The sequence below is a fragment of the Mediterranea sp. ET5 genome (assembly GCF_023337025.1).
In the GTDB taxonomy this organism is placed as follows: Bacteria; Bacteroidota; Bacteroidia; order Bacteroidales; family Bacteroidaceae; genus Phocaeicola_A.
Genome location: NZ_JAMBLN010000021.1, coordinates 63,273 through 79,108 on the forward strand (window position 1 = coordinate 63,273; position 15,836 = coordinate 79,108).

A 15,836-nucleotide genomic window follows, 5' to 3' on the forward strand; every position below is an offset into this window, starting at 1 on the left:
AGCCTATGAAACTCAGACATCTGCTTACTTCGGCTGCCCTCCTCCTCCTTTCGGCGGGGGCGGTGGCGCAGCAACAAGAGACATTCAGCAACCCGGTTATCAATGCCGACGTGCCCGACCCCTCGATGATTCGCGTGGGCGACTACTACTACCTCGTCAGCACGACGATGCACCTCATGCCGGGCTGCCCGGTGATGCGGTCGAAGGACCTTGTCCACTGGGAGACCATCAGCTATGTCTTCCAGAAGCTGACCGACCTGCCACGCTACGACCTGCTGGAGGGTACCGTCTACGGACGCGGACAGTGGGCGTCGAGCATCCGTTACCACAACGGACTGTTCTACGTCTGGTTCTCGCCCAACGACGAACCCCACCGGGGCTACATCTACAGCGCGAAGGACCCTGCGGGTCCGTGGACACTCGTGTCCCGTCCGCCCCACTTCCACGATGCCTCCCTGCTGTTTGACGACGACGGCAAGGTCTACCTGTTCTACGGCACGGGTCAGTTGCGTCAGCTGAAGAGTGACCTCAGCGACGTGGAGCCGGGCGGGCTCGACCTGAAGATTTTCGAGCGCGACGCTGACGAACAGGGCTTGCTCGAAGGCAGTCAGGCGTTCAAGCACGACGGCAAGTACTACCTGATGATGATTTCGATGGACTGGAGCGTGCCGGGACGCCTGCGCCGCGAGGTGTGCTACCGTGCCGACAAGATTACGGGACCGTATGAGAAGAAGGTCATCCTCGAAAGCGAGTTCCAGGGCTACGGCGGTGTCGGTCAGGGCTGCATCGTCGATTCACCCGACGGCGACTGGTACGGCTTCATCTTCCAGGACCGTGGCGGCATCGGCCGCGTGCCGACGCTGATGCCCTGTCGCTGGGTCGACGGATGGCCCATGCTGGGCGACGAGCAGGGACGCGTCCCCGAACAGATGACGCTGACCACGTACCCCGATGAGTGCCGGGGCTGCATCATGGGCAGCGACGACTTCTCGTCCGCCTCGCTCAGCCTGAACTGGCAGTGGAACCACAACCCCGTCGACAGCTGCTGGTCGCTCACCGAGCGTCCGGGATACATGCGCCTGAAGACCGCCCGCGTGGTGGACAACCTCTTCCTGGCACCGAACACCCTGACGCAGCGCATGCCGGGACCGCGGAGCCAGGCGACCGTCGCCCTCGACCTGTCGCACATGAAGGACGGCGACGTGGCAGGCTTCAGCGCGTTCAACGGGGACTCCGGCATCCTGGCCGTGGAGATGAACGGGGGCAGGAAACAGCTCGTCATGTCGCTCCAGAGCGTCAGCCTGGCGGATGATGACAAGCGCGTGACCGAGGTGAAGACCGACGAGAAGGAGCGTGTCGACTGTCCGTCAGACCGGGTCTACCTGCGCATCGACGCGGACTTTACCGGCAAGAAGGACGAGGCGCTGTTCTCCTACAGCCTGGACAACGTGACGTGGCACCGCATCGGCACTCCCTGCCGCATGATTTTCGACTACCGTCGCTTCTTCATGGGCAGCAAGTTCGCCATCTTCAACTATGCCACCCGTTCGCTCGGGGGCTATGTGGACGTGGATTCCTTCACGTTGGAAACTCTGTAATTGACAATTGACAATGGACAATGGACAATTGCCGTGCGGCAGGAGGATGTTCCTCTCCGACGGTGATTGTCCATTGTCTGTTTTTTTATCTACCATTGCCGTTCGGCATGTCATGGACCCACCAGGCGGTGAATGTAGGGGCGACCGGTCTGGTCGCCCGGTCCAACAAACGAACACCCCCAATCCAACAGAATCCGTTTATCAAAACGACATCATTTCCCCGGTTTTAACATCACAATTTCCTGATTTGCCGTTTTCAGGTAACGCACATTTTCGCAAAATCGTCCCAATTAGAAAAACGCGCGTTAAATATTTTAAGATACATCCTTCGGAACGCATCAGAATAAATTCTTATTCACATAATTATACCCTTTATAACGCGAAAAAAGCATTCTCCGAACCCATTTTTACGATCAAAAGCACCTGTGACTAGCTTCGTACGGACGAACGACTACCACCGTACCGACGTGTCCGCACCGTCGTGGTCGTTCGTCCGTACGAAAACAGCCACCTGTCTTCCTTTTTTAGAGCCCGAAGGGATACGATTCCGGATGTGTGAAATTGCGTCCGTCCGTGTGAAAAGACTGACGGAAGGGAATGAAGGAAGAAGGAAAGACGGCAGAAAGACAGCAAACGGACGGAACGGCTGCCAATGTGCATCAGGCAAAACGCCCGAGAATGCCTTCTTTTCCCACGAAACGTAGTGGGATGCAAGGAAGGCCCTTCTCGGGCGATTCGTTTGACGTTTTGACACTTTGTCACCGTCGTTGCGGCAGGGCGGAAGCGGACGGCTACTGCTTCCTGTCGTCGGATGCCTTGAGGCACTGCTCCATGTAGGCGGTGGGCGTCAGTCCGTAAAGCTCCTTGAAGGCGGTCGAGAAGTAGTTGACGTTGGCAAATCCCGTACGCGTCGCCACCTCGTTGATGCTCTGCCGCTTGGCTGCCAGGAGGGCGGCAGCCTGCTTGAGGCGGACGTTGCGGATGAGGTCGCTCGCCGACTGGTTGGTCAGTTCCTTGAGCTTGCGGTAGAGGTGGACACGGCTGATGCCGACCTTCTTGGCAAGCATGTCGACGCTCAGGTCCGGGTTCGCCATGTTGTCGTTGATGACCTTCATCACGCGGTTGAGCAGGCGTTCGTCGGGCGACTCCACGTGGAGCTTCTGCATGCGCTTCTCCTGCGTCTGGCTGCCGCCGAACTTGTTTTGCAGCAGCTTCCGGTTGTTGATGAGGTTCTGCACGGTCCGCCGCAGGATTTCGATGCTGAAGGGCTTCGTCAGGTAGGCGTCGGCGCCGCAGTTCAGCCCCTCCAGGTTGTCCTCCTCGCGCGTCTTGGCGGTCAGCAGGACCACGGGGATGTGGTTGAGGTTGATGTTCTGCTTGACGCGTGTGCACAGGGCGATGCCGTCCATCTCGGGCATCATCACGTCGCTGATGATGAGGTGGGGCGGACGCTTGAAGATGAGTTCGAGCGCCTCCTTGCCGTTGCCGCACCCCTCGGTGTAGAAGTCGGTAGCGAGCTCGCGGCAGATGTAGCTGCGGATTTCCTCGTCGTCCTCGACCACGAGCACCCGGTAGCTGCTCTTCGGGTGGACTGCCTTCCCCTCGGTGCCGGCGTCGGTGTCGGTCTGTGGCGCCGTGCCGGATGCCGGGCGGACGGGGACAGCCGGGGCGAAGGCAGCGTCCAGCTCGTTGGCTGTGAGGTGGCTGCTGCCCAGCGGAAGGCGGATGGTGAAGTGGCAGCCTGCCCCGTCGGCGTTGTTGGCTGCCTGGATGGTGCCGTGGTGGAGACGGACGAGCGAGCGCGTCAGGTGAAGCCCCACGCCGGTGCCGGGCTGGGACTCGTTGCGGGTGTTGTGCACCTGGTAGAAGCGGTCGAAGATGCGGCTGATTTCTGACTCATCGATGCCGCAGCCGTTGTCGGTGACGCGTATCTCGAAGTAGTTGCGCAGCGGCTCCTCCACGGCATCGGGGTCGGTGCCCCGGGTGAGGCTGACGTCGATGTGTCCGCCCTCGGGCGTATACTTGAAGGCGTTGGAGAGCACGTTCATGAGCACCTTGTCGAAGTTCTGCGGGTCTATCCAGACGTCGAGCCGTTCGTCCGCGTGGCGGAAGGTGAAGTCGATGCGGCGCGTGGCTGCCTGGTCCTCGAAGGTGTGGTAGAGGTCGGCGATGAAGCCGACGATGTCCACGCGGCAGAAGTGCAGGTGCATTTGCCCCTTGTCAATCTTGCGGATGTCCATGAGCTGGTTGACGAGGCGGAGGATGCGCTCGGCGTTGCGGTAGATGGTGTGGTAGCTCTGCTGGCGCGCGGGATTGGCATCGCTCGCCATGAGCTTCTGCAGCGGACTGATGATGAGCGACATGGGTGTGCGTATCTCGTGGGATATGTTGATGAAGAAGCGCACCTTCGCCTCGTTGAGCTGTTCGGCGTGGATGTGCTCCATCATCTCCTGGCGGGCACGGTAACGCTGGCGCATGTAGAGCACGCCTGCGGCGGCAAGGGCGGCGGCGAGCAGGATGTAGGCGGCCTTTGCCCACCCGGAGGCGTACCATGCCGGGGACACGATGATGGTGAGCTGCCTGACCGCCGAGTCGGTGTCATAGCTCCGTGCCTTGACGCGGAAGTGGTAGGTGCCGGGAGCCAGGTCGCTGAAGGAGACGCGGTTGATGCCGGCACGCAGGTGGACCCACGTGCTGTCGTTGAAGGTGTAGGAGTAGCTGATGCGTTCGGGATTGTAGAACTCCATGGCGGAGAACTCGATGCTGAAGGAGTTGTCCGTGTGGGCGAGTCGGACGCAGTCGGCGTCGCTGATGGAGCGGTCGACAATGTCGCGCCCGCCGGACTGCATGCCCGGTCGGACGGCACGGTCATGGAGGTAGAAGTCGGCGATGCGGATATCGGGACGCTTGTTGGAGCTGCTGATGCGCCGCGGGTCGAAGAGGGTGATGCCTCCGGGCCCGCCGAAGATGAGCTCCCCGTCACTTCCGGCGAAGGAAACCCGCTTGCTGAACTCGTTGCCCTGCAGCCCGTCGCCGGCGTAGAAGTTGACGAAGACTTCGTGGGCAGGGGTAAATCGGGAGATGCCGAAATTGGTGCTGACCCAGAGGTTGCCGTCGCCGTCCTCCTCGATGGCGGAGATGGAGTTGCTGGGCAGCCCGTCGGCGGTGGTGTAGGTCTTCACGGCTCCGGTGCGGGGCGTGATGCGCTTGAGTCCGAAGGAGGTGCCTGCCCAGAGGTCGCCCCTGCGGTCCTCGTGCAGGGCGTACACGACCTCACCCGGGAGCAGGCGGTTCTTGCCGAAGGTGCTGACGAAGTTCATCGTCGGCAGGTCCAGGCAGCCCAGTCCGTCGTAGGAGCCGAAGTAGAGCTTGTCGTCGGACGAGCAGAGCAGGCAGTTCACCCAGGGATTGTTGAGCACGTTGCTCTCTTCGCGGTAGTCTCGCCCGTCCGAGGGATACGGTAGGCGGAAGACCTCCTTCGTGCGGAGGTTGATGCGGTAGATGCCGCTCCCGAGCGAGCCGACCCAGAGGTGCTTGTGACGGTCTTCGGTGATGGAGTAGACGCTCTGCACGGGTGCGCCCTTGTCATCGTACAGGGGGAAGCTGGTGCAACGTCCCGTCTGCGGGTCGAGGCGTGCCAGTCCGTCGCGGTAGGAGCCGACCCACAGGTTGCGGTCGGAGTCCTCGAAGAGGGCGGTGACGGTTGCCGAGACCGACTCTCCCTTCCGGCTGTCCGGGGCGAAGTGCTTCAGGCGGCTGCCGTCCGGGGCGACACAGTAGAGGCCGTCGTTGTCGGTGCCCACCCAGAGGCGGTTGTCACGGTCCTTGCACACTGCCATGATGCAGCTCGACCCGATGGGGTTGTCCGCGCTGACCTTGTAGCCCAGGTAGCGGAAGCCGTTGCTGCGCGTGGGCACGATGAGGACGCCCTTCTGGAAGAGTCCCAGCCAGAGGTTCCCCTGGTTGTCCTCCAGGATGGCGTGCACCTTCGCCTTGTCGAGGTTGAAGCCTACGGTACTGACGTGCACGTTCTCCAGTCGGTCGGCAGACGGATGGTAGACCTTCATGCCCTCTCCGTCGGTCCCGACATAGATTCCATCGGGTGCGACGGGACAGAGTGTCTTCACGGGCATCCGTCCGCCCGTTTCCCCGCCGACGCGGACGAAGCGGTCCTGCCGTTCGTCGTAGCGGAAGAGTCCGTTCTTGAGGCAGCCCGCGTAGATGTTGCCCTGTTCGTCCTCACAGAGGGAGGAGCTCCACACGAGGTTATCCGCTCCGTAGTACTGCCGCACGTGGTTGCCGGCATCGAGGCGGAACACGCCGCGGTCGTTCGAGGCGACCCAGAGGCGCCCCTTCCGGTCCTCGTACACCTGGTTGATGAGGCTGCTCACCAGGTCGGGCAGGTGGTGTGCAGCCAGGCTGTCCTTCTTCGGGTCGAGGACGAAGAGGTTGTGTCCCGCGGTGCCGATGAAGATGCGTCCGTCGCGCCGTTGGATGATGGAGGAGACGTTGGCAGTCAGGGTATCGCCCGCCGCGCTGAGCAGGGGGATGCGTGTGAAGCGGTCGCGTGCGCGGTCATAACGCTGGAGACCGCTGAGGCTGCCGATGAAGAAGCGTCCGTCACGGTCCTCGAACAGGACCCTGACGTAGTTGTTTGCCAGCGAGTTCGTGTCGCCGGGCTTATGTCGGAAGATGGTGAACTTGGCTCCGTCGTAGCGGTTCAGCCCGTCCTCGGTGGCTATCCACAGGATGCCCTCGCGGTCCTGGTAGATGCTGTTGAGCATGCTGCTCGACAGTTCCCGGTCCACGGTAAGGAGCTTGCCCCTCTGGGCATGGCACATGACGGCTGACAGGATGAAGCACAACAAAAGTCGGAAGGTTAACTTGGCTCTCATGGTTCAGTGTGATTTGTCCGCAAAAATACGTAAAAATGTCTGAATCCGTCTGTCCCGTCCGCAATTTTACTGCGACAGGGGGCAAGTGGCGGTGGATGTGTGCATCTTTGTCCGCGCAGGAGCTTGCCGGTACGGTGAAAAGTGTTACATTTGTTGAACCCGAATCGGTCGGTAGACCGCTCAGGGTTTCCTCCCCGTACCGGAGAATCAAAACTTAAATCATATCACCTTATGAACACGAGAACCCTATTGACGACAGTCGCCCTTTGCCTGGCGACCCTGAGTGCGAATGCCGGCAACCTCTTCACCTCACTGCTCGGAAAGAGTGAGGCGGAAGTGGAGGCACGGCTCCAGCAAGTGTGGAACCACTTCTTTACCCCTGCGGACCTGGCCCGCTACGAAGCCCCCGGCGAGACCTCGGTCTACTATGAGACGGCGGACGGGCTGGCATTCATCATGGACACCGGCAACAACGACGTGCGCTCCGAAGGGATGTCGTACGGGATGATGCTCAGTGTGCAGCTGGACCACCGGAAGGAGTTTGACAAGCTGTGGGGCTGGGCGAAGAAGTATATGGCTTATGCGCCGGGGAGTGCCTGGGACGGCTATTTCTGCTGGCAGTGCCGTCCGGACGGGACGAAGCTGGGAGGCAGCAATGCGTCCGACGGCGAGGCCTACTTCGTCACCGCGCTCTTCCTGGCTGCCGAACGTTGGGGAGAGTCTCGCTATGCCGACGAGGCGAATGCCATCCTGACAAAGGTCATGAACAAGGACGGCGAACGTACCGGCGTGTACAACCTTTATAATAAGGAGAACGGACTCATCACCTTCGTGCCCGACCGCATGGGGCACGGCTTCACCGACCCTTCGTACCAGCTGCCTGCCTTCCTGGACAAATGGGCGCAGGTCGCGTCGGCGGACCGTCCCTTCTGGGAACGTGCGGCGACGGAGGCACGTCGGCATCTCATTGCCTCGGCACATCCGGAGACGGGGCTGTACCCTGACTACAGCGAGTACGACGGGCGTGCCTATCGCTGGCCGCATGCCGGCTACGACACCTCCATCTACATGTACGATGCCATCCGCTGTGCGATGAATGTGGGGATGGACTACTATCTCTGGGGAAAGGACAAGGCGAACCAGACGGAGGTCATGGCCCGTCTGCTGACGTTCTTCCGGAACGACGGCTTCCGTCATGCCCACTTTGCGCTCGACGGCTCGGATGCTTTCGGCGATTACACGCAGGGCATGGCAGGTGCGAATGCGGTGGGTGCGGTGGCGCTTGCCGATTCCGGCTCTCCGGAACACCGTGAGCTGGCACGTGAGTATGTGCAACGGCTGTGGGATGCCCAGCCTCCCACGGGCAAGTACCGCTACTACGAGGGGCTGGTCTATTTCCTCTCGATGCTCCATGTGTCGGGGCACTTTGCCCTGAGCTTCTGACCCGAAGAACTTGTTGCTAGTATAAAGGGAGATACCGGACGGTCGGATGACCGCTCGGGACTTCTGTCCGAATGGACAGGGGGTGGATTTGTCAGTCCGTCAGTCCCCGGGACCGTTCCGAGAGATTGCCGCTCGTCGTCGGCAGATGCTCTGTGGACCGTCTCGGGGACTGACAGCCTCAGTAACTTACAGGTTCAGTTCCACTTCCACGGGGCAGTGGTCGGAACCGAATACCTCGGTGTGTATCTTGGCGTCGACCAGCGCCTCCTGCAAGCGGTTGGAGACGACGAAGTAGTCGATACGCCAGCCCGCATTCTTCTCCCGGGCACGGAAGCGGTAGGACCACCACGAGTAGATGTCCGTCCGGTCCGGGTAGAAATAGCGGAAGGAGTCGGTGAATCCCGCATCGAGCAGCTCCTGGAACTTGGCACGCTCCTCGTCGGTGAAGCCCGCGTTGCGGCGGTTCGTCTTGGGATTCTTGAGGTCTATCTCCTTGTGTGCCACGTTCAGGTCTCCGCAGACGATGACGGGCTTCCGTGTGTCGAGCTGCTGGAGGTATGCGCGGAAGTCGTCCTCCCACGTCATGCGGTAGTCCAGTCGGCGCAACTCGTCCTGCGAGTTGGGGGTATAGACCGTTACGAGGAAGAACTTGTCCATCTCCAGTGTGATGACGCGCCCCTCGTGGTCATGCTCGTCGATGCCCAGTCCGTAGGTCACGTTGAGCGGGGTGTGGCGGGTGAAGACGGCTGTCCCGGAGTATCCCTTCTTCTCGGCATAGTTCCAGTAGGACGTGTATCCGTCGAACGAGAGGTCCAGCTGTCCCTCCTGCATCTTGGTCTCCTGCAAGCAGAAGAAGTCGGCGTCCAGCGCCAGGAAGGCGTCTCGGAAGCCTTTGTCGCAACAGGCACGCAGCCCGTTGACGTTCCATGAAATCAATCTAATCATATTCTTACAGCGCTTTAAAGGTTTGTCCCCTGTCAGCCGGTGGCGGTTCACCGGACGTTGACGGCGGGGTGTTTTTATGGGTATGCCCGGTTGCCGACGGCAAATCAGGCAAGCTTTTCCTTTACTGCCTCTTCCAGCAACCGGCAGGAGCCTTCGATGCCCCAGAAGCTGCTGTCGAGTGTCAGGTCGTAGTTGGTCGCGTCGTTCCACGTCCGTCCGGTGTAGGCCCGGTAGTGTCCGGCGCGTGCCTTGTCCACACGTCGGAGCTTGTCCATCGCCTCTCCGCCGGAGTCGCGGTACTCCGTCACGGCGCGGTCGAACTTGGCGTCGGTGCTGGCATGGATGAACACGTTGAAGCAGCGCCGGTGGTCCTGAAGGACGTAGTCGGCACACCGTCCCACGATGACACACGGACCCTGTGCCGCCAGCCGCCGGATGACCCGGCTTTGTGCCACGAAGAGTGCGTCGTCAAACGAGAGGCTGCGCTCGACGGGGGCGGTGAAGTCCTGCATGACCAGTTCGTAGAGCAGGGTGCTCGACAGGTTCTGCTCCTTCCGCTCCACGACGTCGGGCTTCAGGTGGTTCTCTTGCGCCACGAGGTCGATGAGCTCCTTGTCATAGAAGGCGAAGCCCAGGTCCTTTGCCACCCGACGTCCGATTTCCCGTCCGCCGCTCCCATACTCCCGTGCGATGGTGATGACGGGGTATTCGTCGGTGGACGTCCGTCGCGGGCGGGGCATGTCGTCTTCTGCGCTGACCCAGCGTCGGAGTCCGTTCAGCCGTCGGTTGAACACGCGGGCGAAGAATCCCACCAGCAGTGCCGCGATGACCGTCCCTTCACGCACTCCCTCGATGCTGCCGAACATGAGCAGCGAGATGAGGCATGCCAACAGCATGAGCGATGTGTCGAAACAGGCCTTCATCAGTCCGAACTCCTTCTTGGTGATGCGCGACAGGGCGCTGACGAATGCTTCTCCGCCGAGCATCACGACGTTGCCCACCACTTCGAGGCTCACGCCGAAGCCCAGGATGGCACAGCCCACGAGCAATGCCACAATCTGCCAGAAGTAGTCCGTCGGGTGGACAAAGCCGAGTGACCACATGGAGAGGTCGATGAATGCGCTGAACACCACCGTGACGGGTAGCTGTAACCACTGCTCCTTCTTGAAGTCCTTGCCCAACAGGAGGATTTGTCCGATGACGAGCAGGAAGTTGAGCACAAAGGTAAGCATTCCCAGCGTAAGAGGCGTGCCCAGGCTGACGGTATATGGTACGCTCGAAATGGGCGAGGAGCCCAGTCCAGCCTTGATGATGAAGGAGATACCCAGCGCATTGACATACAGTCCGAGCAGGAACACCAGGTAACGTCGCAGTAATTCTTGTCTTGACATAGGTGAATATAATAGGTATGTGTTTGTGTTGTCTGACCGACGGGTGAAACGTTTTGTGCGTTTCGGGCGCAAAAATACGGAAAATATGTGACTTTCTGTTACAGCCCGGTGTCATTTCCCCATCCGGATGCTCATCCTACAGTTTGTAAACCTTTCTACTGCATCCTCTCTGTTCGACTGACGGGGCATACGGTACCCGTCCCGTATGTCCGTGTTGCGAAAAGAGTTTACGTGTTTCCTCTTCCCTCCAGTTCTTGGGGAAGAAAGACGGGTGTTTGTTTCACATTTCTTTATTTTGGCACACTCTAATTCCAATAACTTAAAAATCTAATACTTTACAGTCTGTTTTCTTGAAAAAAAGTTGTCGGATGCAAATTAGCAACTTACTTTTGCCACGTAAATCACATTTGCGATAAAAGAGTGTAATATGGAAGCTACAGTACAAAGACAAGACACGCGGGTGCCTTCCTACCGTGCTCTGTCTACTCCGGGTAACTCACGGGCTGAGCTATACAAGAAGATTCTCAAATGTCTGGATGTTCACAAAGTGTATCTGGACCGTGACTTGAATCTGGTGAAGTTCAGTTCAATAGTGGGTACAAATACTGAACTGTAAAATAACACTTGCGATATTATTGATAAACTACAAAAAGGGCGGCCCCGCAAGGAGTCGCCCTTTTCAATTAGGATTGTGTTATGTCAGCAAATGGATTACTTCTCAGGGATTGCAGACTTAACAGTTACAGGCAGGTCGATGTTGACATCGTGTCCGAACATATCTACGTAAGTGATGCGGAGTACACAGTTGACAACCTTACCCTTGCCCGGGTCTGAAGTAGCAGCATCGTTCGGCTTGAAGTTGATGGTAGCTACATAGTTAGTGTGAGAGATAGACGGGATGAAGTATTCGTTGACACGAGACTCATCGAGGTTCTCGACACCGGCTACATTGCCCTTCGTTCCATAGAGTTTGACGGTGGCGGTGTTGGCTGCCAACTCGTCGGACTTACGGATTTCGGTCAACAACTGGTTGTACTTGGCGTCTACCGAGCTGATGCCTTGGATGTCGTCCGAAGTCATTGTACCGGCTTTACGGTAAGTCAATACATTGCCTTTATAGTCTTTCTTCCAAGACCAGCTTTGTACGTCGTAAGCACATACATACTTGAATGCATAGTCGGTGTTCTCTACTTCCACATTGTCGGTTTCATAGCGTCTACCGTCATCGCTCAGACGGAAGCTGATTCTGCCGTAGTCATAAGTTACAGTCAGAGCATGTTCTTTGCCGTCGCTTACGAACTCATCGTCTACGCTCAGCTTGTAGCCGTTGGCTGCATTGTAGAAGACATTCACATCCTCGAATTCGCCTTCCTTGGCACCGGCTTGCGAGTCGGCGAATGTGAAGGTGTAAGCATCATCGAAGACATTCTTGTCCTCTTCAATCTTCAGACCATAGAAGACGCTTGCCAAGTCTTTTTCACCTCTCGGGTCGGTTGAATTCTTGTTCCAGTCAACGTAGCAAGTGTAAACTCCGTTAGCAAACGGTTGTTCCGTCTTCGGCTTGAAGTCAGCCGGCATGCCGGTCGGCAGAGTCTTGGTGACATTGACAGTGATGGTGTACAATACATTGTTCTTGGCATCACGCAAGGTGTATACACCCTGGTAAACCTGGTCATCGATCAACTGGCTTGCAGGCTGCTGGAATTCAGCTTCAATCTTGGCAACTTTCTTCCAGTCGGCTGCATTGGCTTCCGGATTGAGCAGGTTGTCCTTGCTGTCATAGAAGTTGAGTTTGAATGCATCACCACTCAAGCGGCCATATACTGTGCCCAAGAGGTTGACACCTTCAAAGGAGGCATCCCAGGTCGAGCTGTTGATGTAGATCTTATCGGTGATTTGAGAAATAGCCTTGAGAACGTCTTCGCCAAGTTCAAGCTTGTTGGAAACCATCTTAGTCGGCTCAATGTTGGCCTTGATGCTGGTATTCCAAGTCAGGCTGGATGTAGCAGAGCCAACAAGTACATAGAAGGAACGACCGTCCGGGTCAACCAATGTACCGTTGGAGTTCACGGCATATACACGGAAACCGATTACGTCACTCTTATTGTAGTTGACGCAGATTTCTGCCTTACCGTTAGTCTCGGCAACATCGTACATGGTGTTGATACCCGTGATGTTCGGTTCTAATGTATCCCATGCCATCTCTTCAGAGTCATCGCTAGCGTCATCCAAGAAGCCACGGTCAACCACTACATAGAAGTGAGTAGCTGTTTCCATCACTTTGTCGCTCAACTGGATTGTGAACGGTTCGAAAGCTTCTACATTCAAGGGAGCAAAGTTCGTTCTGTCGTCGCCTTCTTTCACGTTCTTGTCAGCTCCTTCGAAAATCGGTTCATCGCCTACCTTATTGAGCCATTCATATTCTTTCGCATCTTTGTCTACCAAAGTCGGAAGTGTGGCACGGTTCTGGATGATGCCGGCATCGACATCGTTGACAGTGAAGTCAAGCTTACCTACTGTCTTGTCTCCGGGCAGGCCGAAGGTCAGTGCATATTCAGAAACGACGTTTCTTTCCATATCCTTCACCGTGTTGTCTTTGATGCCCAAAGCAAATGCACGGTACTTGGAAGGATCTGCCGGCTTCTCACCATCCAATTGGGTAGCAGCCTGGAATTTTGCTTCGTCATACGGGTTGTTGATAGAAACAGCCACTTCGAACAATCCGTTTCCGGTACCTACGGCAGCACGTGTTACTTTGCCGGCAGTCAGAACACCATCATACGGTTTGATGGTCGCTGTGATGATGCCTTGTTCGATCAGGTCATTGCCTTCGCTGTCGATGAACTGCAAATCGCTGTTTTCGATGGTTGCATTGGCAGGAGATACACGTACCAGGAATTTCTTCGTGCGGTTGATTCTCTCGCCCTTGGTGAACTGAACCGGATTGTTTACCACGTTCTCACCGAAAATCCAGGAACGTACAGCCTTGGCAGAGAGCAAGGTGAGCTCGCTGTTGTCCCAGATGTTCTGTACACCGTCGATATCGTCATATTCCTTTCCAACATACAAAGAAACATAAGTTACGCCTTTGTAAACAGCTGTGTACAGCGTAGCAATGTCTTTGTTGATGGCAGCAATATCATTGTTCAAAGAAATAATATCTTGTTGTGCTTGTTCGATTTCGCCACCCATAGCCTCCAGTTCGGCAGGATCAAGTCCTTTCCATTTTTCTACCTGGGCTGCGAGGGCACTCAAGTCAGCCTGAATGTCGTCGATAGCAACGTCATTGGTTTCCTGATAGGACTTCAAGGCAGCTTCCTGACTGGTGATTGCCGTTTCAGCCTTACCAATGCGGAGCAACAGGTCTTCAACCTTTGCGGAGATACCCTTAACTGTAGTGTTCAACTCCTGGTAAGCCTTGTCCAATTCGGCAAGAGTTTCTTCAGTCTGTCCCTGGAAAGCCAGAAGAGCTTCTACATGACCCTGGCAGATGGTCAACGCAGCTTCCACTGCATCGATGTCTTCCTGCAACGCATTGTCACCTTGCTGGATCAGGCTGGTCAATTCTTCCTTGGCAGCTGTCAGGCTCTTTGCGGCTTCATCGATGGCAGCTTGTTGTCCTTCCAATGCAGCTTGCTTGGCTTCTGCAGCGGCGATGGCAGCTTCGTCAGCTGAAGCCTGAGCTTCCTGGACAGCTTTCTCGGCGGCTTCTATATCGCTCTGCAATCCGGTCTGTGCTGACTGTAAGCTGGAGATGGAGCTATTGACTGCCTCCAGCTGCTGAGTCAGGTCGGCTTTGTTCGCCTCGTCCTGATTGCGGAGCTCATCAATGTCGTCATCGTAATCCTTACATGACGTTACTACTCCTGCTGAGAGCAAAGCTGCACTGAACAGAAGCGCATTCATAAACTTTTTGTTCATAATACTAAAACTTTAAATTTAAAGATTAATAAAACTGGTTTTGTTGTTTTCATTCGGATGTTAATCACAGCTTTCCCTGCAAGTGCTCACGTAGTGATTGGGCGTGATGCCTTCACAACGCTTGAACGAGGCGTAGAAAGTGCTCTTCGAGGCGAAGCCGCACACGAAGGGAATGTCTTTGAGCCTACAGATGCCCCGGCGCAATACGTCCTTGGCATACTGAACACGGTACCAATTGATTAAGGACTTCAAGTTGCAGCCGAACATCTCGTTGACCGTGTTCGACAGATAGGTAGTATTTGTACCCACTACTACTCTGTTTCCTGCAACCTACAGCTTGACAGCCAGGAAGATGGAGGAAGGACACCGACGGGTGACCAGAATGCGACCGGATTTGCCGCAGGATACGCGGACGGGAACAAAGAGGGAGCGAAGGACTTCCCGTCTGTAAAAAATACTGATAAACAGGAACGTTTGAAGGAACGGTTTCAGTTCGTGAACGGGGATTGGAGCGGCGAAAAGCGAGGTGACCAGCGGGTGACCGTCAGTGTGAGGGAAAGGTGCGAGGGAAGCGGGGAACAGGATTTTGGCATGCTGATTTTTTGATGGGGAAAAGGGGATGTCTGCTTTCCTTTTTTCAAGAATCAGGCTTTTCAGCTGACGCGTACTTTGTCGATTCCGAACAATCTAGCATGGAGATGCTAAGGACTGTGAATAGAAATGGTGAAAAAGGCGTCTGATTTTAGAAAACTATACATTTCATTTTCGGAAAACAGGCAAAACGTGCCCGGAACAATATTGTTTCGCGAGCCAAACAATATTGTTTGAGGCGTCAAACAATATAGTTTCACCTGCCAAACACTATTGTTTCGTGCTCGGAAGTCAAATCTTTGGAATATGGAAGTAAAAAGAAGTGAGTTTCCTTCTCCAGAAGGAGTGACGCGTCAATAAATCAGAAGGTATTAAAAAGTATGCTTGTCGAGGTGACGGGTGGCTGCATGTTGCGTTTCGTCCGTTGAACCTCTCTATCGGAAAGCTGTGGAGGGGAAATGGTGCCAAACTGTATTTTGCGAATCGCCTGAGAATGTCACGAAATTCACCGATTCGTATTTTGGTGCGAGAAAATGCGTTGTGGAAGGCTTCGTTTGACACTTTGTCAGATGCCGCAGGTGGTGTGTGTCGGTTGGAAACAGAAAGGCACAGGGGAGACATCCTTTAAAAAGAAGCCCGCCATTGACGTTTGTTTTGTCAAAGACGGGCAACTTACCATGTTCTAATTTATATCGAACTCACGTTAATTTAAATCATAAAATACCAGCACCGGATTTCCTTCTTCATCCACCTGATTCAAACAAGCCTTCAACTCAGGAGAGGTAATCTTCTCTTTCATATCAAGCAACGAAAGGCTGCCTACCAGCAAATCCCCATCCGTGCCGACTGGCATTGGAAACAAACCGCCCAACCCCAAATCGTCCTGCACGTCAGCGGCTTTCACGTTGGCAACCCGCCCCGAAGACTTGTTATAAACCGACAGATACAAGTCTTTTTGAACATAATACTTCACGGCTAAGGCAGCTTGGTTTTCATATACATACAGAAAATGGATATAATCGTCCGACAAGATCTCACGCATTACATCTCCC

Annotated in this window: 8 protein-coding genes; 2 read left to right on the forward strand and 6 right to left on the reverse strand. The window is 56.0% G+C overall.

Translation table 11 applies throughout. The features are described from left to right. Positions 1–5: 5 nt before the first annotated feature. The gene (locus M3087_RS12075; protein ID WP_249096108.1) at positions 6–1,598 is read left to right on the forward strand and encodes a glycoside hydrolase 43 family protein; all 1,593 of its coding nucleotides are present in this window, start codon (positions 6–8) and stop codon (positions 1,596–1,598) included. A gap of 791 nt (positions 1,599–2,389) precedes the next feature. On the opposite strand, the gene M3087_RS12080 is transcribed toward M3087_RS12075, so the two are convergent. Beyond that, positions 2,390–6,493: a two-component regulator propeller domain-containing protein gene (locus tag M3087_RS12080; protein WP_249096109.1), complete on the reverse strand. Its 4,104-nt coding sequence runs from the start codon at positions 6,491–6,493 to the stop codon at positions 2,390–2,392. A gap of 231 nt (positions 6,494–6,724) precedes the next feature. On the opposite strand from M3087_RS12080, the gene M3087_RS12085 reads away from it, so the two are divergent. After that, positions 6,725–7,936 carry a glycosyl hydrolase family 8 gene (locus M3087_RS12085; RefSeq protein ID WP_249096110.1) on the forward strand — a complete coding sequence of 404 codons (1,212 nt, stop codon included), beginning with the start codon at positions 6,725–6,727 and terminating at the stop codon, positions 7,934–7,936. Between the two features lie 186 nt (positions 7,937–8,122). Here M3087_RS12085 and M3087_RS12090 read toward each other — a convergent pair whose 3' ends face one another. The 5 genes from M3087_RS12090 to M3087_RS12110 form a co-directional block, all read right to left on the reverse strand. Beyond that, positions 8,123–8,881 (reverse strand): exodeoxyribonuclease III, encoded by a 759-nt coding sequence (locus M3087_RS12090; protein ID WP_199881856.1) that lies wholly within the window; start codon positions 8,879–8,881, stop codon positions 8,123–8,125. Between the two features lie 104 nt (positions 8,882–8,985). Beyond that, positions 8,986–10,272, reverse strand: coding sequence for a cytidylate kinase family protein (locus M3087_RS12095; protein ID WP_249096111.1), 1,287 nt, complete (start codon positions 10,270–10,272; stop codon positions 8,986–8,988). 711 nt (positions 10,273–10,983) lie between these two features. Next, the gene (locus tag M3087_RS12100) at positions 10,984–14,193 is read right to left on the reverse strand and encodes a hypothetical protein (protein ID WP_249096112.1); all 3,210 of its coding nucleotides are present in this window, start codon (positions 14,191–14,193) and stop codon (positions 10,984–10,986) included. Between the two features lie 60 nt (positions 14,194–14,253). Next, positions 14,254–14,502 carry a helix-turn-helix domain-containing protein gene (locus M3087_RS12105; protein ID WP_234395698.1) on the reverse strand — a complete coding sequence of 83 codons (249 nt, stop codon included), beginning with the start codon at positions 14,500–14,502 and terminating at the stop codon, positions 14,254–14,256. Between the two features lie 985 nt (positions 14,503–15,487). Then, a partial coding sequence (locus M3087_RS12110) for a 6-bladed beta-propeller (protein WP_249096114.1) occupies positions 15,488–15,836 on the reverse strand: 349 nt, incomplete at its 5' end.

Bases quoted from the DNA above. Each gene is read 5' to 3' on its own strand.
- M3087_RS12075 (WP_249096108.1), top strand. From the start codon at position 6: ATGAAACTCAGACATCTGCTTACTTCGGCTGCCCTCCTCCTCCTTTCG.
- M3087_RS12080 (WP_249096109.1), bottom strand. From the start codon at position 6,493: ATGAGAGCCAAGTTAACCTTCCGACTTTTGTTGTGCTTCATCCTGTCA.
- M3087_RS12085 (WP_249096110.1), top strand. From the start codon at position 6,725: ATGAACACGAGAACCCTATTGACGACAGTCGCCCTTTGCCTGGCGACC.
- M3087_RS12090 (WP_199881856.1), bottom strand. From the start codon at position 8,881: ATGATTAGATTGATTTCATGGAACGTCAACGGGCTGCGTGCCTGTTGC.
- M3087_RS12095 (WP_249096111.1), bottom strand. From the start codon at position 10,272: ATGTCAAGACAAGAATTACTGCGACGTTACCTGGTGTTCCTGCTCGGA.
- M3087_RS12100 (WP_249096112.1), bottom strand. From the start codon at position 14,193: ATGAACAAAAAGTTTATGAATGCGCTTCTGTTCAGTGCAGCTTTGCTC.